Raw genomic sequence first — 26,909 nt, forward strand, 5'->3', positions numbered from 1 at the left:
AACTTCGCGACTACCTCAAGCGGGCGACGGTCGATCTGCGGGAGAGCCGGCAGCGGGTGCAGGATCTGGAGGAGCGCGCACACGAGCCGATCGCGATCGTGGGCATGGCCTGCCGGCTGCCGGGCGGTGTCGCCTCCCCGGAGGACCTGTGGGAGCTGCTGAGCGCGGGACGTGACGCGGTCGGTCCCTTCCCGGACGGCCGTGGCTGGGACCTGGAGAACCTGTACCACCCGGACCCCGACCACCTCGGCACCTCGTACGCCCGCGAAGGCGGCTTCCTGTACGACGCGGACCGGTTCGACGCCGAGTTCTTCGGCATCAGCCCCCGCGAGGCGGCGGCGATGGACCCCCAGCAGCGGTTGCTGCTGGAGACCAGCTGGGAGGCTTTCGAGCACGCGGGCATCGCCCCGACGACGCTGAGGGGCACCCGTACCGGGGTGTACATGGGCGTCATGTACGACGACTACGGCTCCCGCCCCCACACCCCCGAGGGCTTCGAGGGCTACATGCTGACCGGGAGCGCGGGCAGCGTCGCGTCGGGCCGGCTGGCCTACACCTTCGGCCTGGAGGCGCCGGCGGTGACGGTCGACACCGCGTGTTCCTCCTCGCTCGTCGCGCTGCACCTCGCCGCGCAGGCGCTGCGCCAGGGTGAGTGCTCGATGGCGCTCGCCGGCGGTGTGACCGTGATGGCGACACCAGGCACGTTCGTGGAGTTCTCCCGGCAGCGCGGGCTGGCGCCGGACGGGCGGTGCAGGGCCTTCTCGTCGTCGGCGGACGGCACGGGCTGGGCCGAGGGCGTGGGCGTGCTGGTGCTGGAGAAGCTGTCGGACGCGGAGCGCGCCGGGCACCGGGTGCTGGCGGTGATGCGGGGCTCGGCAGTGAACCAGGACGGTGCGAGCAGCCAGCTGACCGCACCGAACGGGCCGTCGCAGGAGCGGGTCGTGCGGGCCGCGCTGGCCGACGCGCGGCTGTCGGCGTCCGAGGTGGACGCCGTGGAGGCGCACGGTACTGGTACACGGCTCGGCGATCCGATCGAGGCGCGGGCGCTCATGTCCGCGTACGGCCAGGCCCGGGGGGACGACCACCCGCTGTGGCTGGGTTCCGTGAAGTCGAACATCGGTCACACGCAGGCCGCGGCGGGTGTCGCGGGCGTGATCAAGATGGTCATGGCGATGCGCGAGGGGGTCATGCCCCCGACGTTGCACGTGGACGAGCCGACCCCCGAGGTCGACTGGTCGGCGGGCACCGTGCGGCTGCTGACGCGGACTCAGCGGTGGCCGGAGCTCGGCCGTCCGCGCCGGGCGGGTGTGTCGTCCTTCGGGATCAGCGGGACCAACGCTCACGTGATCCTCGAAGAGGCGCCACGCGCCCGTGCCGCCGGACCGGCGGACGACGCCCAGCGGCCGGAGCCGGGCCGGCCGGCGCTGCCGGCGCCGTGGCTGCTGTCCGCCAAGTCGGAAGCCGCGCTCCAGGCGCAGGCGGGCCGGCTGCGGGACTGGCTCGCCGCGCACCCCGAGGCGGATGACGCTGATGTCGCCGCCGCCCTGCTCACCGGGCGCGCTCAGCTGGCGCGGCGCGGCGCGGTGCTCGGCGCCGACCGGGCCGCTCTGCTCACCGGCCTCACGGCCCTGGCCGAGGGCGCGGAGTCCCCGCAGCTCGTGTCGGGTGCCGCCACCACCGGCGGGACGGCCTTCCTGTTCACCGGCCAGGGCGCGCAACGCGTCGGCATGGGCGAAGGGCTGGCCGCCGCGTTCCCCGTGTTCGCCGCCGCCCTCGACGAGATCTGCGCGGAGTTCGACGCCCTGCTGGGGGTGTCGCTGCGCGAGGTCATGTCCGGCCGGGCCGGCGACACCGGGCACAGCGCCCCGCTCGACCGGACGGAGTACACCCAGCCCGCGCTGTTCGCGTTCGAGGTGGCGCTGTACCGCCTCCTGGAGTCGTTCGGCGTGACCCCGGACGTGGTGGTCGGGCATTCGATCGGTGAGCTGGCCGCGGCCTACGTGGCCGGGGTGTGGTCGCGGGCCGACGCGTGCCGGCTCGTCGCCGCCCGCGGCCGGCTGATGGGCGCGCTGCCGGCCGGCGGAGCGATGCTCGCCGCCGCGGTGCCGGAGGAGCGGGCGCTGCACCTGCTCGCGACCGGGCCGGTCTCGCTGGCGGCCGTGAACGGGCCCACGGCCGTCGTGTTCTCGGGCGGGACGGCGGCGATCGCCGCCCTGCAGGAGCGGCTGAAGGACGAGGGCGTCAGGACGAACCGGCTGACGGTCAGTCACGCCTTCCACTCGGCGCTGATGGAGCCGATGCTCGCCGCGTACGAGGAGGTCGCCGGGTCGGTTGCGTACCGGGAGCCCCGCATGGACGTGTGCTCCACGGTGTCCGGTGCGCCGGCCGGCCCCGAGCTGCTGACGCCGCAGTACTGGGTGCGGCAGGTGCGCGAGGCCGTGCGATTCGCCCCGGCGGTGCGGTCGCTCGCCGACGCCGGGGTGCGCCGGTTCGTCGAGGTGGGTCCGGACGCGGTGCTGGCGGCGTTGACCCGCCACACGCTGAACGACGAGGTGGCGCAGCGCTCGCTGGTCGAGGCGGCGTCACGGCGGGGCGTCGACGAGGCCGGCCAGTTCCTTCGGCTGCTCGGCGCCGCCCATTGCTCGGGCGTCACCGTCGACTGGTCGCCGCTGTCACCGGCAGGGCCGGTCACCCACCTCGACCTGCCGGTCTACGCCTTCCAGCACCGCCGCTACTGGGTGCAGCCCGAGGACGGCGCGCTCGGTGACCTGGGCCGCGCCGGCCTGTCGACGCTCGACCATCCGATGCTGCGCGTCGCCGCGCCGCTCGCCGGGCGTGACGCATGGCTCTTCAGCGGCAGGCTCTCCACCACCGACCAGCCGTGGACCGCCGACCACACGGCGTTCGGTTCGATGCTGCTGCCCGGCACCGGGTTCGTGGAGCTCGCGTCGGCGGCGGGCAGCCGCTTGGACCTGCCCGTCGTGGACGAACTCGTCCTGGAGGCACCGCTGGTGTTCGACGGCACCGCCGCCGTGGACGTACAGGTGTCGGTGACCGAGCCCGACCACACCGGCCGACGGCGCCTGTCGGTCCACTCGCGTGCCGCCACCGGCACCGCGCCGTCCCACCCGGGCGAGCCGGACTGGACGCTGCACGCCACCGGCGTCCTCGCTCCCGCCGACGGTGTGACACCGGCCTGGACCGACCCCGACTGGCCGCCGGCCGACGGCGGGCCGATCGACGGAACGCGGCTGTACGACCGGCTCGCCGACCTGGGATTCGGCTACGGCCCGAGCTTCCAGGGCGTGCGCGCCGCCTGGACCAGCGGTGACGACGTCTTCGCCGAGGTGTCCCTGGACGAAACGACGGCGGGCAGGGCGGCGGCCTTCGGGGTCCATCCGGCGCTGCTGGACGCGATCTTCCACGCCGCCATCGACGTACTCGCCGACGACCTCCCCGACGGCAGGCTGCCGCTTCCGTTCTCCTTCGGCGGCGTCCGTGTCTTCCGGCGCGGCGCGAGCGCGGTCCGCGCCCGCATCATCCGGTCGGGTTCCGAGAAAGTGCGCATCGACGCCTGCGACGCCACCGGCGCCGCCGTGCTGTCGATCGACGCCGTGCTCGCCCGCCCTGCGGACGCGCGCGCTCTCGCCGGGGCCCGCGCCCCGCTCCACACGATCGCCTGGACGCCGGTGACGGCGCCCGAGGTGCCGGACCGGCCCCTGGTCGCCCTGGGGCGGCCCGTCGAGGGCTGCGCCGAGACGTTCGAGGATGTCACGGCGTTCGTGGCAGGCGGGAACCCCACCGGCGCGGCCGTCGTCTGGTCGCCCGGAACGGCGGCGGAGGACGACGCCGACGTCCCGGCGACCGTCCGCACCGCCGTGCACAGCGCCCTCGCGGTGCTGCGTGACTGGCTCGCCGAACCGGGCTGCGCCGGCTCGACGCTGATCGTGCTGACCCGCAACGGGGCGGGTCTGCCCGGTGAGACGCCGGATCTCGCGGCGGCGGCCGTCCGCGGCCTGGTGCGCAGCGCGCAGTCGGAACATCCGGGGCGCATCGTGAGCGTGGACCTCGACGACGATGACCTCGCGGACCCGCACCGGCGGATCGCCGCCGCAGCCGCCATGGACGAACCCCAGCTCGCGATCCGTGTCGGCGCCACGGTGGCACCGAGGCTGGTCCGTGCGGCCACCGCCGCCCCGGCCGGCGAGCCCTTCGGTGACGGCACGGTCCTGATCACCGGCGGCGCCGGCGGACTGGGCGCCGTCACCGCACGTCACCTGGTCACCCGGCACGGGGTGCGCCGGCTGCTGCTCGTCTCGCGCCGGGGCTCCGCCGCGCCGGGGGTCGCGGAGCTGGTCACCGAACTGACCGCGCTGGGCGCCCGCGTACGCGTCGCCGCCTGCGATGTCAGCAAGCGCTCCGATGTGGCGGCGCTGCTGGAATCCGTACCCGTGCACGAACCGGTGACCGCTGTCGTGCACACCGCAGGCGTGGTCGACGACGGCACCGTCGAGACCCTGACCGCGGAGCAGGTGGACCGGGTGCTCACCCCGAAGGCCGATGCCGCCTGGCATCTGCACGAGCTCACCCGCGACATGGACCTGGCGGCGTTCGTGCTGTTCTCCTCCGCCGGGCCGCTGCTCGGCGGGCAGGGCCAGGGCAACTACGCGGCGGCGAACGCGGCGATGGACGCCCTTGCCCAGCTGCGCCGCAGTGCCGGTCTGCCCGCACACTCGCTGGCCTGGGGGCTGTGGAAGCGCGGCATGGCCGAGGCGCTGAACGAGGCGGGCGCCGAACACCTGGCCCGTCAGATCCGCACGCGTCTGGGCCTGTCCCCGATCGAGCCGGACACCGGCATGCGGATGCTCGACGACGCGCTGACCACCGGCGAACCGATGCTGATGACCGCGCTGCTCGACACGCAGGCCCTCACCGCGCTGGGCCGGCTCGGCACGCTGCCCGCCGTGCTGCGCGGTCTGATCCACGTGCCGTCGCGCGGCCGGACCGCCGACAGCCCGTTGCGCCGGCGGTTGGTGGACGCCCCCGCCGATCGGTGGGAGGCGCTGATCCGCGACGAGGTCCGCGCGATCGCCGCCGGGGTACTCGGCCACGAGTCGGCCGACGCCGTCGACCCCGAAACGCCCTTCACGGAACTGGGCTTCGACTCGCTCGGCGGAGTCGAGTTCCGCAACAAGGTGACCGCCGCCACCGGTGTCCCGCTTCCGTCCACGCTGGTGTTCGACTATCCGACCACCGCCGCCGTCGCGGACTTCCTGCGTACCAGGGTCGACAGCGCGGCGCCGGCACGGTCGCGCCCCGCCACGGCCAGGGCCAGGGCCGACGAGCCGATCGCGATCGTCGGCATGAGCTGCCGGTACCCCGGCGGCGTGGAGAACGCCGACCAGCTCTGGGACCTGATCGCCGGGCGCGTGGACGCGATCGGCCCGATGCCCGATGACCGCGGCTGGGACATCGACCACCTGTACGACACCGTCCCCGGCACACCCGGCAAGATGTACACACGGGAAGGCGGATTCCTGCGCGCCGCGGGTGATTTCGATGCCGCCTTCTTCGGCATCGGCCCCCGTGAGGCAGCGGCGATGGACCCGCAGCAGCGGCTGCTGCTCGAAGCGTCCTGGGAAGCGCTCGAGGACGCCGGTATCGACCCGGCCTCCCTGCGCGGCAGCGACACCGGGGTGTACGCCGGCGTCATGTACCAGGACTACGGCTACACGGCGCGCGAGGCCGCCGACGGTGCCGCGGAAGGCTATCTGGCGACCGGATCGGGCGGCAGCGTCGTCTCCGGCCGGGTGTCCTACGCCCTCGGTCTGGAAGGACCCGCGGTGACGGTGGACACGGCGTGCTCGTCGTCGCTGGTGGCCCTGCACCTGGCGGTGCAGGCCCTGTGCGCCGGGGAGACGTCGCTGGTCCTGGCCAGCGGGGTGACGGTCATGTCCACCCCGATGCTGTTCCAGGAGTTCTCCCGGCAGCGGGCCCTGTCACCGGACGGGCGCTGCAAGGCGTTCTCGAGCGCCGCGGACGGTGTCGCGTGGGCCGAGGGCGTCGGCGTGCTCGCCCTGGAGCGGTTGTCCGACGCGCAGCGCAACGGGCGCCCCGTGCTGGCCGTGATCCGCGGCAGCGCGGTCAACCAGGACGGCGCGAGCAACGGCCTGACCGCACCGAACGGACCCTCGCAGGAGCGGGTGATCGCCCAGGCACTGGTCAGGGCAGGGGTGTCGGCGGCCGAGGTGGACGCCGTGGAGGCGCACGGCACCGGCACCACGCTGGGTGACCCGATCGAGGCACAGGCGCTGATCAACGCCTACGGCCAGGACCGCGCCGAGCCGCTGCGGATCGGGTCGCTGAAGTCGAACATCGGGCACGCGCAGGCCGCTGCCGGTGTCGGCGGTGTGATCAAGATGGTGCAGGCGCTGCGGCACGAGACGCTGCCGCCCACCCTGCACGTCGACGAGCCGTCACCGCACGTGGAGTGGCCGGCGGATGCGGTACGGATCCTGACCGAGGCCGAGCCGTGGCCCGCCGGCGGTCGCCCGCGCCGGGCGGGGGTGTCGTCGTTCGGGATCAGCGGGACCAACGCGCACGTGATCCTGGAGGAGGCGCCCCCGGTCCCGCCCCGGCCGGTCGATCCACCGCGCCCGCCGGCCGTGCCGCTGCTGTTGTCCGCGCGGACACCTGCCGCGCTGCGGTCCCAGGCGCGCCGTCTGCACGACACGCTGAGCGAACGTCCGGAGCTCGACCTCACCGATGTCGCGGTGACGCTGGCACTGCACCGCGCGCGGTTCGACCGGCGCGCCGCCGCCGTGGGCCAGGACCGGGAGACACTGCTCGCCGCCCTGGCGCGCCTGGCGGCCGACGAGCCGGGACCGGGCATCGCCGACGACGCCGGCCGGACCGGGACGACCGCGTTCCTGTTCACCGGCCAGGGCGCCCAGCGGACCGGGATGGGCGCCGGGCTGTACCGGGCGTTCCCCGCTTTCGCGGCGGCGCTCGACGAGGTGTGCGCGGAGTTCGACGCCCACCTGGGGCACGCGCTGCGGGACGTGATGTTCGGCACGGCCGACGAGACGCTGCTCGACCGCACCGAGTACACCCAGCCCGCGCTATTCGCGTTCGAGGTGGCGATGTACCGCCTCGTCGAGTCGCTGGGCGTGACGCCGGACGTGGTCGCCGGGCACTCGATCGGCGAGCTGGCCGCGGCCTACGTGGCCGGTGTGTGGTCGTTGCCGGACGCGTGCACCCTCGTCGCGGCCCGAGGCCGCTTGATGGGGGCGCTGCCGGCAGGCGGGAGCATGCTGGCCGCCGCGGTGCCGGAGGGGCGGGCCCTGGAGCTGCTGGCGGCGGCCGACGCCGGTCCGGCAGCCGGCGCGGTCTCCCTGGCCGCGGTGAACGCCCCCGACGCGGTGGTCCTCTCCGGAGACGCCGACGCGGTCTCGGGGGTCGAGTCGAGGCTCGTGGCCGAAGGCGTCAGGACCAGCAGGCTGCGGGTGAGCCACGCGTTCCACTCCGCCCTGATGGACCCGATGCTGGCCGAGTTCGCGGAGATCGCCGCCGGCCTGACGTACCGGGAGCCGCGCATCCCTCTGTGCTCCACGGTCACCGGCGCGTTCGTCGGCGCCGCGGTGGGCACGCCCGAGTACTGGGTACGGCAGGTGCGCGAGGCGGTGCGCTTCGCCCCGGCGGTGCGGTCCCTGCTCGACTTGGGCGTGGGCCTGTTCGTCGAGCTCGGCCCGGACGCGGTGCTGACGGCCATGACCCGCGCCACCGCGGCGGCCGACGTCGCGGCGCGCGCCTCGGTGGTCGCGGCCTCCCGCCGCACCGTCGACGAACCCGGACAGCTGGTCGCCGCGCTGGCCACCGTGCACTGCGCGGGCCGGCCGGTGCGGTGGTCCGACTACTTCGGAGCGCGACCGCAGGCACGGATCACGCTGCCCGCCTATCCCTTCCAGCACGAACGCTTCTGGCTGCTGCCCGCGGAGGCCGCAGCGCCGCTCGCCGGCGCCGACTCCGCCGGCCATCCGCTGCTGCACGCCCAGATGCAGCTCGCCGGCAAGGACGAATGGCTGTTCACCGGCAGGCTCTCGCTGCGCACGCACCCCTGGCTCGCCGACCACACGGTCCTGGGCACGGTCATGATGCCAGGGACCGGATTCGTGGAACTGGCCCTGGCGGCCGGCGCCCGGCTCGGCGTGCCACGGCTGGCTGAACTGGTCCTCGCGGCGCCGCTGGTCCTCCCGGCCGACGGCACCGCGGACCTCCAGCTCGCCGTGGGCGAACCCGACGCGGCCGGGCACCGGACCGTGGCCGTCCACGCCCGCGTCGCCGACGCCTGGGTGCCGCACGCCCATGGTCTGCTCACGCCCGCCGCACCGGTCCCGGCACCGGACTGGTCCCGCGCGTGGCCTCCGGCCGCGGGCGAGCCGGTCGACGGGGAGCAGGTGTACCGCGCGCTCGGCAACCTCGGCTTCGGATACGGCCCGGTGTTCCAGGGTGTTCGCGCCGCGTGGACCCGTGGGGAGGAAGTCTTCGCCGACCTGGCGCTCGACACCGACAGCGCGGCGCGCGCCACCGACTTCGGGCTGCACCCGGCACTGCTGGACGCGGTGTTCCACGCGGCGGTCGGACCTCTCGTCGAGGGCGGGCCCGACGGCCGGCTGCCCCTCCCCTTCGCCTTCGACGGTGTCCAGGTGGCACAGTCCGGCGTGGGCGCCCTGCGCGTCCGTATCGCCCGCATCGCACCGGACACCCTGCGCGTGGACGCGGCCGACGCGACCGGTGCCCTCGTGCTGAGCGTGAAATCGGTGCGGTCCCGCCCGATCGAGCCGCAGGCGCTGGCCGAGCTGCGCGGCGCGGCACCGCTGTTCGACCTGGAATGGGTCGCCGTGCCTGCCGCCCCCGAGGCGGACGCGGGGCGCGTCGTCGTGCTGGGTGACCCGGCGGCCGTGGAGGCCCCGGAGCCCGCGACGAGCTGTGCCGATCTGGCCGGACTCGCCGGGCTGGGGGACGTTCCCGACACGGTGGTATGGCAGGCGCCCCGCGGGACAGGGGCGGGCGCGGCGGACGTCCACACCGGCGTCCTGACGACGCTCGCCCTGTTGCAGGGCTGGACAGGCGCCGCTCACCCCGGCCGGCTCGTGATCGTGACCCGCACGGCCGCCGGGCTGCCCGGTGAGGAGCCCGATCTGGCCGGGGCCGCCGTGGCGGGCCTCGTGCGCAGCGCACAGGCCGAGCGTCCGGGCCGTTTCCTGCTCATCGACCACGACGGCGACGCCCTGCCGCTCACCTCGCTCGCCGACGCCGTGGCCCAGGACGAACCGCACCTGGCCGTGCGCGGGGGACGGCTCCTGGCACCGCGACTGCGGTCGCTGCCCGCCACCGGAGCGGGCGCGCCGCCGTCGTTCGACCGGGGCACCGTGCTCATCACCGGCGGCACCGGCGGCATCGGTGCGATCGTCGCCCGGCATCTGGTCACGGCGCACGGCGCACGGCGGCTGCTGCTGGTGTCGCGACGCGGCGCCGCCGCGGACGGCGCCGCCGAACTGACCGCCGAGCTGACCGGCCACGGCGCCCACGTCCAGGTCGTGGCGTGCGACGTCACCGAACGCACTGCGGTCCAGGACCTGTTGGCCGGCATCGGCACCGACGCGCCGCTGACCGCCGTCATCCATGCGGCGGGCGTCCTGGACGACGGCACACTCGACACCCTGACCGCCGAGCGGACGACACGGGTGCTGGCGCCGAAGGTCGACGCGGCATTGCATCTGCACGAGCTGACGCGCGATCTGGATCTGTCGGCGTTCGTGCTCTTCTCGTCCGCGGCCCCGCTGCTCGGCGGGCAAGGACAGGGCAACTACGCCGCTGCGAACAGCGCCCTGGACGCCCTGGCACGCCTGCGGCGCAGCGCGGGCCTGCCCGCGCACTCCCTGGCCTGGGGGCTGTGGACCGTCGGCATGGCAGGGGCGCTCAGCGGGGACGGTGCCGAGCAGTACGCCCGCCGGATCCGGGCCAGGCTGGGCCTGGTCCCGATCGACCCGGATTCTGGGATGGCGCTGTTCGACCACGCGCTGGAGACCGACCGGGCGACACCGATGACGGCGCTGCTGGACACGGCGGCGCTCACCGCCCTGGCGCGCGGCGGCACACTGCCCGCGGTGCTGCGCGGCATGATCCGGGTCCCCCGGGCCACCGGGAGCGCCGGTGTCAGCCTGGCGCGGCAGCTGGCCGCCCTGCCCGACGCCGACCTCGATGCCGCGGTCCTGCGCGAGGTACGCCACGTCGCGGCGGCGGTCCTCGGCCACCTCTCCGGTGACGCGATCGACCCGGACGCGCCGTTCACCGAGCTAGGGTTCGACTCCCTCGGTGCCGTCGAGTTCCGGAACCGGCTGGCACAGCTGACCGAGCTGACGTTGCCGTCGACGCTGATCTTCGACCACCCGACCGCCGCCGATGTGGCGAAACTGGTGCGGTCGCGGATCGAGGAGTCCGGCACCGGCGTGGCCGAGCAGGTACCGGCCGGCGTGCGCGGCACGATCACCGAGCTGGTGTCGGCGGCGCATCGCCGCGGTGAGCTGGCAGGGGCGATGCCGCTGCTGACCGCGAGCGCCGCCCTGATGCCCCTGTACTCCGCCGAGGAGGCCGCCACCCGGCGCCCGGCCGCGCAGCTCCTGGCGCGCGGCGACACGGCACCGGCACTGGTCTGCATCCCCTCGTTCCTCGCGGGATCGGGCTCCCACCAGTTCGCGCGCCTCGCTCGTGAACTGGGCGGCGAGCGGCGGGTCAGCGCGTTGCGGCTGCCCGGCACGCGCGCGGGTGACGACCTGCCACCGACCTGGACGGCGGCGATCGAGAGCCTCGCCGCGAGCGTCGCGGCGGAGCTCGGCCGAAGCCCGGTGGCGCTCATCGGCTATTCGGCCGGTGGCGCGATCGCCCATGCGGTCGCCCGGCGGATCGAGGACGACGGAGGCACGCTGGCGGGCGTCGCGATGATCGACACCTACTCCCCGGACGACGTCGAACTCAACCGCCACGTGCTCACCGACGCGCTGGGGCAGATCCTGTCCCGGAACAACGCTCTGACCCCCGTGGACGACCACGGCCTGCTCGCCATGGGCGGCTATGTGCGCATCTACCCCGATCGCGAGGCCGAACCGATCGCCGCACCCACACTGAATCTGCGGGCCACCCTGACGCTGAGCAGCTTCGGAGACAGCGACCCCGTCCCGGACTGGCAGCACCGTGGACCGATCGAGCACATCGAGGCGGACCACTTCTCGATCATCGAGGAGCGGGCGCCGGAGACCGCCGCGCATCTGCGGCGCTGGCTGGACTCACTCGGCGGCCGGTGAGGGCCGGACCGTCGGAACGGGGGAACGGAGACGCCTGACAGCTCTGCCCGAGCCCGAGCCCGAGCACGCCGCCCGCGCGGCGCGCTCGGGCTCGGGCTCGTCCGTCCGCAGCGGGGGCGCCGCGCGACAGTTCAGGTCCCCGAGGGCAAAGAATTGCCTCGGCCGCAACCACCGAGGGAGGTGAATTCTTCCGGCTCGGAAATTCACCGGAGACAGAAAACTATTCGATCCGCAAATGCGGTGGAGGCACAGAATGGCGCGGTCTGCAAATCCGCCGGAGGCATAAAGGCCGCCCGGTTGCAACCGTGTCGGCGAGAAATTCTGAGCTTGACAGTGTTGTAGGGCCTGTTTATAGTCGCGTCGTTCAAGTTTCCGTCGATCGATATTCGAAGGTGGTCATGACCGCGCCTCCGACGTTGCCGAAATCCAGGCAACGGTTAATTCTCGCCGTACTCATGGTGTGTTCGCTGCTGATCTGGCTGGACAACACCGTTCTCAGTATCACTCTGGAGACCCTTGCCGACCCGGTCCAGGGGCTGGGCGCCAGCCCGGCCGAGCTGCAATGGGCCACCGGCGCCTACACCCTGGTCTTCGCGACCCTGATGTTCACCGCCGGTGCGATGGGCGACAGCTTCGGCCACCGGAATGTGCTCGCCATCGGCCTGGTGATCTTCGCCGGGGCCTCGATCTGGGCGGCGTACGCGGGCGATGCGGGCCAGCTGATCGCCGCACGGGCCGCGATGGGAGTCGGCGCCGCACTGATCATGCCGGCCAACTTCGCCATTCTGTTGTGGACCTTCACCGGCGCCGGGCGGGCAACCGCGATCGCCATTTCCTCGACATCCACCGGTGTCGGAATGGCGGCGGGACCGGTGCTGGCGGGACTTCTGCTCGGCCATTTCTGGTGGGGTTCGGTCTTTCTCGTCAACGTCCCGATCATCGTGGTGGCACTGGCCGGGATCGTCTTTCTGGTCCCCAATTTCCGCAGCCCCTCCGTGCGGCCGATGGACCCGGCCGGGATCCTGCTGTCCATCACCGGACTCGCGGCGCTGACCTACGGCGTGATCCGTGCGGGGCAGGTGGACGACTGGAGCCGTTGGGACGTCTGGGCGCCGACCGCGGCCGGGATCGTCCTGCTGGTCGTCTTCGTGCTCGTCGAATTGCGGACCGAGGCACCGAGTTTCGATCCCCGGCTGCTCGCCCAGAGGATGTTCGGCGGTGGCAACGCGTCCATGGCGTTGCTGTTCTTCTCCGTCGCCGCCATCACCTTCTACAACGCGTTCTACATGCAGGGCGCGCTGGGCTACTCACCGATGAAGGCCGGTTTGGCCAATGTTCCGACGGCCGTCGGCGCCGTCGTGGGCGCACCCCTGGGCGCACGTCTCGTCGGCCGATGGTCACTGCGCCCCGTCGCCGTGCCGGCGCTCACGGTGGCGGCGCTCACCATGGGCGCGGTCGGATTCCTCGATCTGCACACCCCGCTCGTCTGGATCGCTCTCCTGCTGCTGGCGCAGGGCCTCTCCGTCGGCATGGTGATGGCCCCGGTGACCGGCGCACTGCTCAGCAGCCTGCCGCTGGAGCGGTCCGGTGCCGGGTCGGCCGTCACCAACACGGCGCGGCAGGTCGGCAGCGTGATCGGGATCGCGGTGGGCGGCACGATCATGTCGATCGCGTACCGAGACGCGATCGAACCCTCGCTGGGAGCTGTCCCGGAGGCGGTGCGGGACAGCGCCCGGGTCTCCGCGGAACAGGCCCGCCACGTCGCCACCACGATCGATCAGCCCGCTCTCGCACGGGCCGCCGATCAGGCGTTCATCCACGCCATGCACGTCGGTGCGGTCTGGATCATGCTCATCACGCTCGTCGCGGTGGCCGTGCTGATGATCGCCCTGCCCGCTGCCGGAAAGAAGAAGAACCCGGCACCGGAACCGGAGTACGAAGGGGCCCGCAGTGCCGAGCCTCATTCCACCGCCTGACGGGGTGGACGCGGACGGGAACCCGGACCGGAACGGGCGGGAACGCGGACGGAACTCGGACGGCCGCCGCCGCGAAGGGGCTGTCGGTCACCCGCCGCCGGGCTGCACTGCGGCGAGCGGGGTGCGAGTCCACCGGTCCGGCTCCCGGCGGAGCGGTCCGATTCCCGGCGGAAGAGCTCACCCCGTATGTCTCGCCCGACCCGAAGGAGCCCCCGGTTGTCGACCATGAATGATCCCGCTGTGCGTGCAGTGGAAGCGGAGCGGGATTACGTCTCCTCCTTGTACGCGTTGCTCACCGAGCGGCTTTCCGAGGCCCGCGAGAGCCGGGCGAGCGTGCTGAAGGCCAAGGCGGAAAGTGCGGGTGAGGCATACGAGAGAGAGATCGCCGCCGAGCGGCTGGCCAAGGAGATCGGCCGGTTGGAGGGCGCCGAGAAGGGGCTGGTCTTCGGGCGCATCGACTGGACGGACGGCACGGCCCTGCGCATCGGGCGCATCGGACTGCAGACGGAGGAGGACGACCTGCCTCTGCTCGTGGACTGGCGTGCGAACGCGGCACGTCCTTTCTACGAGGCGACACCGGTCCACCCGATGGACCTGCGGCGGCGCCGGCACCTGCGTCTGGAGGAGCGCACGGTCATCTCGGTGAGCGACGAGCTCCTGGACGGGACCGCCCCCACCGACGACGACGTCGTGGGGGACGGTCCGCTGACCGAGGCTCTGTCGGCACGGCGTACGGGCATGATGCAGGCGGCCGTCGCGACGCTCCAGGCCGAGCAGGACGAGATCGTCCGCTCCGCCCACCGCGGGGTGACCGTGGTCCAGGGCGGCCCCGGCACCGGAAAGACGGTGGTCGCCCTGCACCGGGCGGCCTACGTCCTGTACGCGTTCCCGCGCGCCGCCGAGGAGGGTGTCCTCGTGGTGGGGCCGAACGCCCGGTTCCTCGACTACATCTCCCAGGTTCTCCCCTCGCTGGGCGAGAACGATGTCGTCCTGGCGACCTGCCAGGAACTGGCCGGGGTCTCCACGGACGCGGTGGACCCGTTCGACAGGGCGCGTCTCAAGGGCGGCTCCGACCTCGCCGACGCGCTGGCCGGTCTGCTGCGCGTCCACCAGGCCCCTGCCGGCGATTTCACCGTGCGGGTCGGACAGGAACGGGTCCACCTCTCCGGCGAGGAGGTCGCCATGGCACGTGAGGCCGCCGTCCGAGCCGTATCGGGGCACAACCCCGCGCGCCAGGCGTTCAAGGAGCTCCTGGTCGACGCCGTCACCGACGCGATGCAACGGGACATGAGCGAGGTCCTCGAACAGATCGACGCCGATGCCGAGAGGATGACGGGCATCAACCTCGACCGGTTCACGGGCGTCGCCCAGCGCCGCGTCGAAGGTGCGGCCGACCCCGGTCCGGTCCACGAACTGGACCTGGACGCCATCCGGGACGATCTCCTCGACGACGCGGGCGTCGACCGGGCGGTCGAGACGCTGTGGCCACGGCTGGTACCGGGTGACCTCGTGAAGGCGCTCCTGACGCATGCCGACGCTCTCGCCGAGTACCTGCCCCGCCTGACCGCGCAGGAGCGGTCCCTTCTGCTGCGCGGCCCGGACGACCCGTGGACCGATGCGGATGTGCCCTTGCTGGACGAGGCGGCGAGCCTGGTCGACGGCCCCCCGGAGCGGACGTACGGGCACGTCGTCGTCGACGAGGCCCAGGAACTGACCGCCATGCAGTGGCGGATGATCGTCCGCCGCTGCTCGGCGAGGGCGATGACGCTGGTGGGGGACTTCGCCCAGGCGGGCCCGGTCGCGACCGCATGCGACTGGAAGGAAGCGCTGAGCCCTCACGTCGGACCCCGGTTCAAGCTCCACGACCTGACCGTCAGCTACCGCACCACGCAGGAAATCCTGGAGAGCGTCCGGGACCTGCTCACGCGGATCGCCCCCGACCAGAAGCCCACACGGTCACTGCGGAGCGGTGAGAGCCCTCGCACCGTGACCACCCCCCCGGACGGGTTGGTGGCCGCCGCCGTCCAGGAACTCCGCGCCCAGAGCACCACGCATCCGGGCGAGCTCCTGGGCGTGATCTGCGCGGACAACAGGGTGAGCGAACTGACGGTCCAGGGCATCGCTCACCACGCACGCATCGTGCCCGCGTCCGAAGCACGCGGCCTCGAATTCGACGGGGTCGTCGTCGTGGACCCCGAGGAGATCATCACGGCCCGCCCCGGCGGGGAGAGGGACCTGTACGTGGCCCTGACCCGCGCGACCAAGCGCCTCTGCACCATCACCGTCCAGCCCGCCTGAACACGCGGCGCCCGCGGTGTCACCGCGGGCGCCGCCGACGCGGGACGATCACCGCCCCGCCCCCGCCGGGCCGCTCGCCGCCTCCCCGCGCGCACCCGGCCGCCCACGGTCCGGTCCGAGCCGACGATGTCCCGCTCCCCTCCGCAGCAGGGCGAAGCCGACCGTCGCGCTCCCGGTCGTACACGCCGGGTCCGAGCCCGAGACCGAGTCCGCGCCCGAAACCCTCAGCCCGGCTGTCCACGGGCATGCCGCCGGCCACACCCGACAGGCCCCCATGACGCACGACGTCCGGGCCGTCGAGGCCGGCCCCACCCTCTCCCGGTGCACCGCACAGCCCCACGACGCGTCGGGATGAACCCGGCATAGGCGCATACGCGATCAGGTCGAAAGCATCGAACGCGGCAAACAGCCCCGAGATCCTATGCGAATTTTTTACTTGCAATTTTTCTTCGGAGATGCCTTGCGATCGAGTCGGGCTGATCGGTGCGGGGTAGACAGTTAGCGTCACTCCGTGCCATGCTCATGTATCAGGAAGTGACCCTTCCGGATTTGCAGCATAAAGAAATGGGGGAAGCGGTATGGGCAGCGGGGGAATCGTTGACATGAGCAGCGTGAAGAACAGGTTAATTTGGCAACCGATATCGAGTGACAGGAAATACGAGAACTGCAGCATTCGGATAGACGATGTGGCACCTGACATACGTGACGGACGAGCTTCCCTGAGCACCGGACGACCCTGGTCGCGCACCGCTATGGCGTTGATCATCGAAGACGACATCCGCCGATACAGTATCGAGGGAATGCTTGGTTCACTCGACATCCAGTTGACCGTTCGATCCGTGACGAATGCCGAAGATCTCTCGTCCTTCTGCAACGGCTGGCTGGTCATCTCGGACAGTGCTGCCCTGGAGTCCATACCTGACGAGATCTCCGAAAGGCTGCGCAGGCAGAACACGCCCGTACTGATCCTGGTGGACTCGGCGGACGTGGTCGAGCAGTCCTGGGCCGATCACGCGAACGGCTTCCTGGACTGGGCGGATCTCTGCCCCGAGTCCCTGCGTGCGGCGATCGTCGATGTGCAGGCCGGGCGCTTCCATGTGTCGGCGACCCTGGCCCGACGGTCCGTGACGGCGTCCGACCAGGTCGGGGACGGAAGCATCTCGAAGCGCGCGTCGACGATATCCCTGACGGCACGTGAACATCAGGTGCTGTGCCTGATCGCCGAGGGGCTCAGCAACCGGCAGGTCGCCCGATCGCTGAGTGTCTCCGAACACGGGGTCAAGCGCACGGTCGGCATCATTCTGGCCAAGCTCAACTGCCCCAACCGGACTCTGGCGGTCGTCCGGGCCATGGAGTCGGGGCTCCTCGTCATGTGAGATGTCGACCGCTCGGCGAGAACCTGCCCCTCGGGCGCAGCTAGTCCAGAGATAAACTTCTTAACGAGCCGCGCCGGGGGCAGGTTGTCCTCCGCTGGCCGATGCGTCCTGCCGCTGCTCGACAGCACGCCGCGGAGGGCTGAAGTTTGCGCGAATGCCCATCCCCTTGCGTCTGCGCATTGCGGACCTGCGTTTCTCCACGCGTTATCGATTCCGAAGGGCCAAGAGCCTCCCCGGGGCGGTCGCCTTGCCTCCCCCTGGCGGATCGGCCGCACCCGGACTGCGGCGACCCGGCATTACCCTGATGTACTCGCCCACGCTCCACCGCACTTTCGGCTCGGCAAACTTCGCCGTGTGCACATGAAGTTGTCGCACCCCGCAGTCGAATTCACCGGAAGTAATTCTGAGTTGTTTAGGCATGTCTCTTCCGGAGTAGGGGCGGTCGCACCCGTGGATGACATTCGGAACGGGCCCGGTCGGCGCGTATCTGCATGCCTTGGCGCTCACAGACAGACGTGAATGATCCCGTGGGCGTGCATCGCTCGCAGGCCGTGCGGGTGGCCTGGCCGGGCGGGTGAGAGGTGCGACAACCGTCCGGCCGGACCGGTCACCACCCGCTGTTCTCGGAGCAGCACGCCCTGGAGATCTCCAACGCGGCGATCAGCAGGAAGACCAGAGATGCCAGAGCGATTCTCACCGCCAGGACGGTGATCCTGGGGACCAGTTGGGGACCACACGGTACGCGCGGTGGTGCACGATGCATGCTTCCATGCACAACTTGTGCACGGATTAAGTCTGCTATATCCAGACAATGTCCTTGACCCTCACTCCTGGGGGTCAAGGGGTCGCAGGTTCAAATCCTGTCGTCCCGACTCGAGAGAGTCGTAGGTCAGGGCCGGTTTCGGAACAATCCGAAACCGGCCCTTGATCATTTCCGGACCAGTTGGGGACCGGCGTCCTTGACCGAGTCAGCGGGTCATGACGATCGGACTCGGAAGTCATCGTGGTACGCGCAGCACGCCGAAGTGGGCTGCGCTGGGTGGTGGTCGGTGAACCGTGGCCGGCGATCCTGCGGAGGACGTGTACGTGGACTCCGGCGCCGGCGAACCAGATCAATCCGATGTGCCGGACCATGATGAGGCTCCCCCTACGGGCGCCATTCGACGAGGCACACCGCGGGGAACAGTCACTGGCCGCCACGCAGCGGGCCACCGAGCTGTACCAGCGCCTCGCCGAGGCACACCCGGCCACGGACCTCCCCGGCCTGGCCCGTTCGCTGCGCAACCTCGGCTGGGCCTTCACCTCGGTGGGGCGCATGGACGAGTTTGTGGCCGCCTGCGAGCAGGCTGCGGGCACCTACCGGAGCGCGGGTGATCTGTGCCAGGCGGCCGAGGTCCTCACTGAGTTCGGCCGTGCGCTGCTCGACATGGGGCTGCTCGACCTGCCCTCCGTGGGCACGCCGCCTTTCCTCCCGGAGGAGGCCACCGCCGCACTAGCGGAGATCGACGGCCTCCGCCGATGACGCCGCAGTCACGGGCTGCGTAACTGGTACACGTGGCGATCCTGGGCCTGTCTCAGGTGGCGGGGGAGGGAGCACGGGGCAGGTGGATGACGGTCGCCACCAAGCCATGCTCCACGGCCCAGCGCCCTTCGAATCCGGTGAGACGACGGCCCTGCACGACGGGGCCCGGGACCAGCAGACGCGCCCGGAAGGTACGGCCGGCCGGAGCGAAGTCGATCTCCGCCTCGGAGAAGTCGAGTTCGCGTCCGGTGAGGGGGTACCAGACCTTGAAGACGCTTTCCTTCGCACTGAAGAGAAGCCGGTCCCAGTTGACCCCGAGCCGACGGTCGGTCAGTGAGGCGAGGTGGTCCAGCTCGCGGGGCCGCGCGATCGCTGCGAGGACTCCGTCCGGCAGAGGCGCGTTCGGTTCCGCGTCGATCCCCAGTCCGACCGTGTCGTCGGCTCCTGCCACCGCGGCGGCGCGGTAGCCGTCGCAGTGCGTCATGCTGCCGACTACTCCTTCCGGCCACCGGGGAGCACCGCGACGATCCGGGAGCAGGGCCGCAGGCGGCCGCCCCAGGCTGCGCAGCGCGCGCCTGGCCAGGAAGCGTACGGTCGTGAACTCCTGCTGCCGCTTGAGGACCGCACGCGTGATCAGCGCCTTCTCCTCGGGGAACAGTTCCTCGCCCGGCTCGTGCCCGTCGTCGTAGGACACCGCTGTCATGACTTCGGGGGGCAGCGCGCCGCGGATCACCGGACGGCCTGCGCGGTGGGAGCGGGGAGGGCCCGGCGCACCACCGGTGCGTGCATCGATGTCATGCGCTGACCCTACCCAACTCGTCGCGGACGAAGAGTCGTTGCTGTGCTGGGGAACGGAGGGAGGGGCCGGGCCCCGGATGCGGAGCCCGGCCCGGCCGTCGTACGGAGTATGTCCTGCGCGGCACGGCGGCGAGGAGGGACGAGGCCGGCTCAGGTGTCCTGGCCCGAGCCGGCTGAGGCGGCCTTCTTGATGCCCTCGGTGATGTCGTCCAGCACGGAGAGCTTCGGCGCCTTGTCGTTGACGTCGAAACCGGACCGGACGACGACCAGCGTCTCCGCGGAGTTGGGGGAGGGGAACGCGAGCGATTCGACGTAGCCGTCGTCGCCGTTCTTCGTCACCACCTTCCAGCGCACCCGGTAGCCCTTCTGGCCGGCCACGGTGACCGCCTCGGACTTGAGCTGCTCGTGCGAGGTGATGCCGCCGTAGATCTTCTCGCCGTAGGACTCCTCGGCGTTGGTCTCGATGTCGGCCTCGGCCGCGGCCTTGGCGGTGGTCGCCTCTACCTCCAGCGCCTGTGCCGGTGCGGAGAACACCCCGCCGCGCACGCACTTCTGGCTCTCGTCGCCGGGGCAGGCGTACTCGCCGGTCGTCAGGCCGGCACCGATGGGCCCGGACTGCCCGGTCCACCCGTCGGGCACGGGGATGCTGATCCCGCTGGCCAGGTCGGTCGCGTACCCGTCCTCGGTCTGCGGCATCTGCTGGTCGGGGGCCTGCCCCTGTCCGCCGTCCTGTCCGCCGTCGTCCTGCCCACCGTCCGGTGCGCCGGGGAGGCGAGGACTGCCGGAGGGGGCCTCGGCCGAGGTGCCGGCGGGGTCGTCGGAACTGTCGCCCAGCACGTACGCGCCGCCGCCGACGGCCGCGAGCAGGACGACACCGGCGGCGATGCCCGCACCGATGCGTATGCGACGGCGCCGGACCGTCGCGGGAGGTATCCGGAGCTGGTCGGTCCAGCGGCTCCCGTCCCACCATCGTTCCTGGGCGGGGCCGATTCCTGAGTGCCCGGGGTCTGGATGCCAGCCGGGCGGGGTCGTCTGGGTCACGAGAGCACCGTAGGCGCACTCGGTGAGAAACGTATGAAACGCACAGGGTGGCCGTAGCCACCTCCCGGACCGCTGTGATCGCCGTGCCGGTGGCCGGCAAGTCCGTCCACGGCGGACCGCGTTCGGCCCGCACCGGGATCGGCGTGTCGGAGGCGGTGCGGTCCTACGGCTCGATCAGCCCGGCCCTGATCGCGTAGCGCGTGAGCTCCAGGCGGTCCCGCAGTCCCAGCTTCTGCAACAGATTGGCGCGGTGCCGCTCGACCGTCTTGACGCTGATCACGAGCATGCCCGCGATCTCCTTCGACGAATAACCCTCGGCGACCAGCTTGAGGATCTCCTCCTCGCGCTCGGTGATCGCCCGGTCCGGTACGTCGCCGCCGTCCCTGACCCGGTCCAGATAGTTCCGGATGAGGGCGGTGACCGCGCCAGGGTAGAGGAACGGCTCGTCGCGCATGGCCGCCCGGCACGCCTCGACGAGGTCCCGGTCGGCGACGGACTTCAGCACGAATCCCGAGGCACCGGCCTTCAGCGCCTCGAAGAAGTACTGCTCGTTGTCGTACATGGTGAGCATCAGGATGCGCAGCTCCGGCATGACCCGTGACAGCTCACGGGCCGCCTGCAGACCCGTCAGGCGTGGCATCGCGATGTCGAGGACGGCCAGATCGGGCCGCTCGGCGCGCGCCCTCTCGATGGCCTCGGCACCGTCGCCCGCCTCGGCCACGACCTCGAGGTCCGGCTCGCCGTCGAGGATCAGCCGTACGCCGCGGCGGACCAGGGCGTGGTCGTCGGCGAGGAGGATGCGGGTCTTGCCGGATCCGCCGGGGGAGTGGGACATCGTCAGGTGCTTCCGTTCCGTACGGGCACATCGAGGCGTACGTCCGTGCCGCCCGTCGTGCCGGTCCCGAGAGTGAGTGTGGCGCCGATGAGCAGGGCACGTTCGCGCATGCCGCGCTGGCCCGCGCCCTCAGGAGCGTCCCCGAGGCCGCGGCCGTCGTCACGGATGCGCAGCTCCACCCCCTGATGGCTGCGGAGCAGGGAGAGCTCGAGCAAGGTGGCCCCGGCGTGCCGGACGGTGTTCGTGACCGCTTCCTGGGCGATGCGGTAGACGGCGAGCTCCGCCTCCTCACCGAGCGGGGGCAGATCCTTCCCCATCCGCCGTCTGATCGTCAGCCCTGCCGGAGTCGGTGTCTCCGTGCTCAGCGCCGTCAGGGCGCTGACCAGCCCGAGCTCCTCGAGCACCCCGGGGCGCAGCCGCCGTGCGATCCGGCGGATCTCGTCCAGGCTTCCCCGGGTGATCTCCTGGACCTGGGCCAGCTCCTCACGCAGGGGGGCCGGGGCATGTCCCGTTACCCGCTTCAGCTCCAGCAGAACCGCGGTCAGGGTCTGTCCCACCTCGTCGTGCAACTCCTGTGCCACCCGGCGGCGTTCGGCCTCCTGCGCCCAGAGGGCACGGGCGCTACTGGTGGCGCGCTCAGCCTCCAGGCGGTCGAGCATGCTGTTGAACGTCTCGATCAGGGCCGCGACCTCTCCCTCACCGGAAACCTCGAGGCGTGGCCGGGGGCTGAGCAGATCGGTGGTCGTCATCGCCCGGGTCACCCTCTGCAGTGGCGCGAGGCCCAGCCGCAGGAGCAGTGCGTTCGCGCCGAGCATCAGTGCCATGCCACCGGCCAGGATCAGGGCCTCGGTCAGCACCACCGGGGCGGACACGGTGATCGGACCGAGCAGCAGCAGAGCCCCGGCAGCGACGAGTACCGCGGCGTTGAGCAGGAAGATGCGCCAGAACAGGGACAAGGCCGGACGGCCTCCTTCGTACGCTCGGGGGGACGTGTCTCCACTATGGCGGGTCCGCCCCCGGACCCACGCGCAGGGCCGCCGCCCGGGGCGCGCCTGCATGGTGTCCCCTCCCGAAGATGGGTGCCGACCCTGATGGACCGGGGTGTGCCTCTCGTACGACGATCGGAGTCCGGCGCACCGGCTGGACCGGGGACGCGCAGAGGCCCCGGGGGATCCTCGAGGAAGGAGACACCATGGTGCACCAGGACGAGTGGCGGTCCCGGTCGAGTGGCGTGTGCCCGGGCCCCAGCCGGGAGGCCCTGCGGCCGGCCGGCCGGCAACGGCGGCGGCCTAACGCCACCACGGCCTGGGTGTGGCTGGTGGTGGGACTGGGAGCGCTCATGACCGGCATCGCAGTCGGCCACGGACTGCTCATCGCAGCAGGACTGGTCGCGGCCGGAGTGGGGGGCCAGCTCTTCGACCCGGACCGCCGTCGCAGGCACCGCCCCGGTCACCGGGCGGCACGCTGAGCAGCTCCCCCTACCCGTATGGTCCCCCGCATCCTCGGCCCGGCGCGTCCCTTTCCTTACTGGTCCGACCACATGATGTGTGTGACATAGTCGGGACATGCGTATCGGCTGGAACGGGGAGTAGCGAATGCCTGTCGAGTGGCAGCCCGTGCGGCAGTCCCGAACCCATGAACTCGTACTGCAGAGCATCGAGGAGCAGGTCTTCACCGGAAAGCTCAGGGCCGGTGACCGGCTTCCGCCCGAGCGGGAACTCGCGCCGGTCTTCGGGGTGAGCCGTTCGGCCCTGCGGGAGGCGCTGCGGGTGCTGGAGACCATCGGTGTGCTGGTCGCGCAGCCCGGCCGGGGCCCGGACTCGGGAGCGCGCATCGTGCGCAACCCGGACGATGCTCTGGGGAGGCTGCTGCGTCTGCACTTCGCCCTGGGCAGTTACAGCCTGCACGATGTGATGGAGGCCCGGGTGGCCCTGGAGCGTTCCAGCTTCGCCGCCGCTGCGACGCACGCCGTCGAGGAGGACCTGGACGAGGCGGGCGTGCTGGTCCACAGGATGTCGCAGCCGGACATCGCGCCGGAGGAGTTCAACGAACTCGACACCCAGTTCCATGTCAAGGTGGCCAGCGGTTCGGGCAACGCGCTCACCTCGACCCTGACCGCGGCGGTGCGGGAGTCCGTACGGCCCCTCATCCTGCGGGCTCTCGCCGAGGTGGACGACTGGTCGGCAACTCGGGAGCAACTCAACAGCCAGCACCTCGAGTTGATGCGGCTGGTGCGTGCCGGGAACGGAGAGGAGGCGGCCGATCTGGCCGAGCTCCACATCCGTGGCTTCCACGGCACGCTGGTCGTCGAGGACCGGACCGGTGCCGAGGACGGCGGTACCGCGTAGCGGCGGCACGGCGACAGCAGTGAGGGGCCGGTGTGCGGACCCGGGAAACCGGCCGCGCACCGGCCCCTCACCGTTGCGGCTGCGAGGGGCGCCTGCGGCGGCACCCGGGAGAGCGCCGACGTGGACTGCAGGTGGACCAGTAGGCACGGCGTGTTCGCGGCGACCGGCGGAGGCGGGTCCGATCCGGGCGGTCCGGTCGGGGCCCGCCTGTGGGCAGTCTCGTGGAGACGGTGGAGAAAGCGCTTGCGGCTCGACTTCGCGTGCAACGCTGAATGGACGTGCAGGGCTTCCCGAAGTGGACTGAGGCTAGTATGGTCCGACCATAACTTGCGATCGGGGAGGCCCCATGCGTATCGGACTCTTCGCCACCTGCCTGGGAGACACGCTCTTTCCGGAGGCGGTGAAATCCACCGCGGTGCTGCTCGCCCGCCTGGGCCACGACGTGATCTTCCCGCCGGACCAGACCTGCTGCGGTCAGATGCACGTCAACACCGGCTACCAGCGTGAACCCGTCCCGCTGGTGCGCACCTTCGCCGAGCAGTTCGGGGACGACTCGATCGACGCGGTCGTGATGCCGTCCGGATCCTGCGCAGGATCGGTCCGTCATCAGCACGAGATCGTCGCCGAGCGGTACGGGGACGCCGCACTGCGCGCCGCAGTGGCCACGGTGAAGGCCAAGACGTACGAGCTCTCCGAGCTGCTCGTCGACGTCCTCGCAGTCACCCAGGTCGGCGCGTATTTTCCGCACCGTGTCACCTACCACCCCACCTGTCACTCCCTGCGGATGCTGCGGGTCGGTGACAAGCCGCTGCGACTGCTGCGCGAGGTCGACGGGATCGACCTCGTCGAACTGCCCGAGGCGGACTCCTGCTGCGGATTCGGTGGCACCTTCGCCGTGAAGAACGCCGAGACCTCCACCGCGATGCTCCAGGACAAGATGCGTCACGTCATGTCGACCGACGCCGCGGTGTGCACCGCCGGGGATTCCTCCTGTCTGATGCACATCGGCGGTGGGCTCTCCCGGATCAAGTCCGGTACGCGCACCCTGCATCTCGCCCAGATCCTCGGATCCACCCGCACCGCGCCGTACGCCCTCATGGAGGCCGCCCGATGAGCACGTTCCTCGGCATGCCCGCCACCCCGCCCCGCTCCCCGTACGGGACCGGCAATCTGCGGGGGGAACGCGAGTTCCCCAAGGCCGCGCACGACGAGCTGCGCAACGAGCAGCTGCGCCGCAACCTCGGCCGGGCAACCCGTACCATCCGTGCCAAGCGCATCAACGTCACCGGTGAACTCCCGGACTGGGAACAGCTGCGCGACGCTGGATCGGCCATCAAGACCGACACCATGAACCGGCTGCCCGAGCTGCTGGAACAGCTGGAGGCGAAGGTCACCGAGCACGGCGGCACCGTCCACTGGGCGCGCGACGGCGTCGAAGCCAACGAGATCGTCACCCGGCTGGTCAAGGCGACCGGCAGCAGGGACGTCATCAAGGTCAAGTCGATGGCCACCCAGGAGATCGGCCTCAACGAACATCTCGAAGCCGAGGGCATCACGCCCCATGAGACCGACCTGGCCGAGCTCATCGTGCAGCTCGCAGGCGACAAGCCCTCGCACATCCTGGTGCCCGCGATCCATCGCAACCGCGACGAGATCCGGCAGATCTTCCTCGACGAGATCCCCGGCGTCGACCCGGATCTCGACAACGTACCCGCGCACCTCGCGGCCGCTGCCCGCACCTACCTGCGCGAGAAGTTCATGACCACCAAGGTGGCCGTCTCCGGCGCGAACTTCGGTATCGCCGAGACCGGGACCCTCTCCGTCGTCGAGTCCGAGGGCAACGGCCGGATGTGCCTGACCCTGCCCGACACCCTCATCACCGTCATGGGCATCGAGAAGGTCCTGCCGCGCTACCAGGACCTGGAGGTCTTCTTCCAGCTGCTGCCCCGCTCCTCCACCGGCGAGAGGATGAACCCCTACACCTCGATGTGGACCGGTGTGACCCCCGGTGACGGGCCGCAGGATTTCCACCTCGTCCTCCTCGACAACGGACGCACCGCCGCCCTCGCCGACGAGGTCGGTCGCGAGGCCCTCAACTGCATCCGTTGCTCGGCCTGTCTCAACGTCTGCCCGGTGTACGAACGGGCCGGCGGGCACGCGTACGGATCGACGTACCCCGGCCCGATCGGCGCGGTCCTCACCCCGCAGCTCGCCGGAATGCACGCGGCGAAGGACGACCCCAACAGCTCGCTGCCGTACGCGTCCAGCCTCTGCGGTGCCTGCTTCGACGCCTGCCCCGTCAAGATCGACATCCCGTCGCTCCTGGTCGAACTGCGCCATCAGAACACCGAACAGGCCGGAACCACCGCGGAGAAGCTGGCCATGAAGGCCGCCGCCACCGTGATGAAGTCGCCCAGGATGTACACGGCCGCGCAGAAGGCCGCCTCCCTCAGCCGCTCCCTCGGCGTCGGCGGACGCGACCGCACCATCTCCCACCTGCCCGCCCCGCTCGACGGCTGGAGCGACAGCCGCGACACCGCCGCCCCGCCCCAGCAGTCATTCCGTTCCTGGCTGGCCTCCGCCGAGGGCAGGGCCACCATGCGGGAAGCCTCGAAGGAGGGCGCCGCCCGGCGCGCCGAAGACCACCAGGAGGAACAGTGACGACCACCGCGCGCGAGACGGTGCTCGGCCGCATCAGGGACGCCCTGGCCATCGCGTCCACCCCCGGCGCCGAGGTCCCCCGCGAGTACCGCACCGGCCGCACCCTCCCGGACGACGAACGCCTGGAGCTGCTGACCGACCGGCTCGTCGACTACAAGGCGCAGGTCCACGCCTGCACCGGTGACCGTACGGCCGAAGCGATCGCCGCGATCCTGCGCGAGCACGGCGCCCGTCGGATCGGCGTTCCCGACGGCCTGGACGAGCAGTGGCTGACCGCATACGACGGCGAGATCCAGCGGGACTCGGCGGACATCCCCGCCCCGAGCCTCGACGCACTGGACGGGGTGGTGACGGCCTCGACCGTCAGCTGCGCGGAGACCGGCACGATCTTCCTTGACGGATCACCCGACCAGGGCCGGCGCGCCCTGTCCCTCGTCCCCGACCTCCATGTCTGCGTGGTCGACCTGTCCTCCGTCGTGGCAGGCGTCCCGGAGGCGGTGGCCCGCCTGGTACCGGAGAGGCCGACGACCCTGATCAGCGGCCCCTCGGCCACGTCCGACATCGAACTGGAGCGGGTGGAGGGCGTCCACGGCCCCCGCACCCTCGCCGTGGTGATCCGCACCGACGCCTGACCACACGCGGCGGCGGGCGTCGGTGTCCGACCGGAGATCCGGGGGTCCGGAGATCAGGG

At 71.5% G+C, this 26,909-nt stretch carries 15 protein-coding genes and 4 pseudogenes; 14 read left to right on the forward strand and 5 right to left on the reverse strand.

Translation table 11 applies throughout. The features are described 5' to 3' along the window. Nucleotides 1-20: 20 nt before the first annotated feature. The 6 genes and pseudogenes from ACFYSH_RS08000 to ACFYSH_RS08025 all read left to right on the forward strand — a co-directional run. Nucleotides 21-3,635: pseudogene (locus ACFYSH_RS08000) on the forward strand (type I polyketide synthase); the annotation flags it as partial. 234 nt (nt 3,636-3,869) lie between these two features. Continuing rightward, nucleotides 3,870-6,038 (forward strand): annotated as a pseudogene (locus ACFYSH_RS08005) (type I polyketide synthase); the annotation flags it as partial. Nucleotides 6,039-6,179: 141 nt separating this feature from the next. After that, nucleotides 6,180-6,815: pseudogene (locus tag ACFYSH_RS08010) on the forward strand (ketoacyl-synthetase C-terminal extension domain-containing protein); the annotation flags it as partial. A gap of 171 nt (nt 6,816-6,986) precedes the next feature. Beyond that, a pseudogene (locus ACFYSH_RS08015) lies at nt 6,987-11,363 on the forward strand (SDR family NAD(P)-dependent oxidoreductase); the annotation flags it as partial. A gap of 398 nt (nt 11,364-11,761) precedes the next feature. Further along, complete coding sequence (locus ACFYSH_RS08020) at nt 11,762-13,339, forward strand: MFS transporter (protein WP_361894502.1); 1,578 nt, start codon at nt 11,762-11,764, stop codon at nt 13,337-13,339. Between the two features lie 225 nt (nt 13,340-13,564). Continuing rightward, nucleotides 13,565-15,637, forward strand: a complete 2,073-nt coding sequence (locus ACFYSH_RS08025) for a HelD family protein (RefSeq protein WP_388751658.1) — start codon at nt 13,565-13,567, stop codon at nt 15,635-15,637. Between the two features lie 520 nt (nt 15,638-16,157). On the opposite strand, the gene ACFYSH_RS08030 is transcribed toward ACFYSH_RS08025, so the two are convergent. After that, nucleotides 16,158-16,403 (reverse strand): hypothetical protein, encoded by a 246-nt coding sequence (locus ACFYSH_RS08030; protein WP_388751406.1) that lies wholly within the window; start codon nt 16,401-16,403, stop codon nt 16,158-16,160. Between the two features lie 73 nt (nt 16,404-16,476). Here ACFYSH_RS08030 and ACFYSH_RS08035 point away from each other — a divergent pair, with 73 nt between their 5' ends. Together ACFYSH_RS08035 and ACFYSH_RS08040 are read left to right on the forward strand one after the other, a co-directional pair. Further along, entirely contained in the window at nt 16,477-17,013 is a 537-nt protein-coding gene (locus ACFYSH_RS08035; RefSeq protein ID WP_359465105.1) for a LuxR C-terminal-related transcriptional regulator, read from the forward strand. Nucleotides 17,014-18,145: 1,132 nt separating this feature from the next. Beyond that, nucleotides 18,146-18,535 (forward strand): hypothetical protein, encoded by a 390-nt coding sequence (locus ACFYSH_RS08040; RefSeq protein WP_388751408.1) that lies wholly within the window; start codon nt 18,146-18,148, stop codon nt 18,533-18,535. 52 nt (nt 18,536-18,587) lie between these two features. On the opposite strand, the gene ACFYSH_RS08045 is transcribed toward ACFYSH_RS08040, so the two are convergent. Together ACFYSH_RS08045 and ACFYSH_RS08050 are read right to left on the reverse strand one after the other, a co-directional pair. Beyond that, entirely contained in the window at nt 18,588-19,238 is a 651-nt protein-coding gene (locus ACFYSH_RS08045) for a 4'-phosphopantetheinyl transferase superfamily protein (protein WP_359465110.1), read from the reverse strand. Nucleotides 19,239-19,483: 245 nt separating this feature from the next. Beyond that, nucleotides 19,484-20,374 (reverse strand): DUF2510 domain-containing protein, encoded by an 891-nt coding sequence (locus ACFYSH_RS08050; RefSeq protein ID WP_359465113.1) that lies wholly within the window; start codon nt 20,372-20,374, stop codon nt 19,484-19,486. Nucleotides 20,375-20,421: 47 nt separating this feature from the next. Between ACFYSH_RS08050 and ACFYSH_RS08055 the strand changes: the two genes are divergently transcribed. Then, a complete protein-coding gene (locus ACFYSH_RS08055; RefSeq protein ID WP_359465115.1) occupies nt 20,422-20,571 on the forward strand; it encodes a hypothetical protein in 150 nt (49 codons plus the stop codon). Here the strand turns inward: ACFYSH_RS08055 and ACFYSH_RS08060 are convergent. Together ACFYSH_RS08060 and ACFYSH_RS08065 are read right to left on the reverse strand one after the other, a co-directional pair. Next, nucleotides 20,538-21,209, reverse strand: coding sequence for a response regulator transcription factor (locus ACFYSH_RS08060; protein ID WP_359465118.1), 672 nt, complete (start codon nt 21,207-21,209; stop codon nt 20,538-20,540). The genes ACFYSH_RS08055 and ACFYSH_RS08060 overlap by 34 nt on opposite strands. A gap of 2 nt (nt 21,210-21,211) precedes the next feature. Continuing rightward, complete coding sequence (locus tag ACFYSH_RS08065) at nt 21,212-22,165, reverse strand: histidine kinase (RefSeq protein WP_359465121.1); 954 nt, start codon at nt 22,163-22,165, stop codon at nt 21,212-21,214. A 236-nt stretch (nt 22,166-22,401) separates the two neighbouring features. On the opposite strand from ACFYSH_RS08065, the gene ACFYSH_RS08070 reads away from it, so the two are divergent. The 5 genes from ACFYSH_RS08070 (at nt 22,402) to ACFYSH_RS08090 (ending at nt 26,850) form a co-directional block, all read left to right on the forward strand. Further along, nucleotides 22,402-22,677, forward strand: a complete 276-nt coding sequence (locus ACFYSH_RS08070) for a hypothetical protein (RefSeq protein ID WP_359465124.1) — start codon at nt 22,402-22,404, stop codon at nt 22,675-22,677. 127 nt (nt 22,678-22,804) lie between these two features. Further along, nucleotides 22,805-23,557: a FadR/GntR family transcriptional regulator gene (locus tag ACFYSH_RS08075; RefSeq protein WP_388751411.1), complete on the forward strand. Its 753-nt coding sequence runs from the start codon at nt 22,805-22,807 to the stop codon at nt 23,555-23,557. Between the two features lie 346 nt (nt 23,558-23,903). Beyond that, on the forward strand, nt 23,904-24,671 hold the full coding sequence (locus ACFYSH_RS08080; RefSeq protein ID WP_359465131.1) for a (Fe-S)-binding protein: 768 nt from the start codon (nt 23,904-23,906) through the stop codon (nt 24,669-24,671). Then, nucleotides 24,668-26,218 (forward strand): lactate utilization protein B, encoded by a 1,551-nt coding sequence (locus tag ACFYSH_RS08085; protein WP_388751413.1) that lies wholly within the window; start codon nt 24,668-24,670, stop codon nt 26,216-26,218. Before ACFYSH_RS08080 ends, ACFYSH_RS08085 begins: the two co-directional genes overlap by 4 nt. After that, complete coding sequence (locus tag ACFYSH_RS08090) at nt 26,215-26,850, forward strand: LUD domain-containing protein (protein WP_359465135.1); 636 nt, start codon at nt 26,215-26,217, stop codon at nt 26,848-26,850. The genes ACFYSH_RS08085 and ACFYSH_RS08090 overlap by 4 nt, the downstream gene beginning before the upstream one ends. The last annotated feature ends 59 nt before the right edge of the window (nt 26,851-26,909 follow it).

Origin of the sequence: Streptomyces sp. NPDC005791 (genome assembly GCF_042871485.1) — a bacterium.
Lineage (GTDB): Bacteria > Actinomycetota > Actinomycetes > Streptomycetales > Streptomycetaceae > Streptomyces.

Coding starts and splice junctions, on each gene's coding strand:
- ACFYSH_RS08020 (WP_361894502.1), top strand. CDS start 11,762: ATGACCGCGCCTCCGACGTTGCCGAAATCCAGGCAACGGTTAATTCTC.
- ACFYSH_RS08025 (WP_388751658.1), top strand. CDS start 13,565: ATGAATGATCCCGCTGTGCGTGCAGTGGAAGCGGAGCGGGATTACGTC.
- ACFYSH_RS08030 (WP_388751406.1), bottom strand. CDS start 16,403: ATGATCAACGCCATAGCGGTGCGCGACCAGGGTCGTCCGGTGCTCAGG.
- ACFYSH_RS08040 (WP_388751408.1), top strand. CDS start 18,146: ATGATGAGGCTCCCCCTACGGGCGCCATTCGACGAGGCACACCGCGGG.
- ACFYSH_RS08045 (WP_359465110.1), bottom strand. CDS start 19,238: ATGACAGCGGTGTCCTACGACGACGGGCACGAGCCGGGCGAGGAACTG.
- ACFYSH_RS08060 (WP_359465118.1), bottom strand. CDS start 21,209: ATGTCCCACTCCCCCGGCGGATCCGGCAAGACCCGCATCCTCCTCGCC.
- ACFYSH_RS08070 (WP_359465124.1), top strand. CDS start 22,402: ATGGTGCACCAGGACGAGTGGCGGTCCCGGTCGAGTGGCGTGTGCCCG.
- ACFYSH_RS08075 (WP_388751411.1), top strand. CDS start 22,805: ATGCCTGTCGAGTGGCAGCCCGTGCGGCAGTCCCGAACCCATGAACTC.
- ACFYSH_RS08080 (WP_359465131.1), top strand. CDS start 23,904: ATGCGTATCGGACTCTTCGCCACCTGCCTGGGAGACACGCTCTTTCCG.
- ACFYSH_RS08085 (WP_388751413.1), top strand. CDS start 24,668: ATGAGCACGTTCCTCGGCATGCCCGCCACCCCGCCCCGCTCCCCGTAC.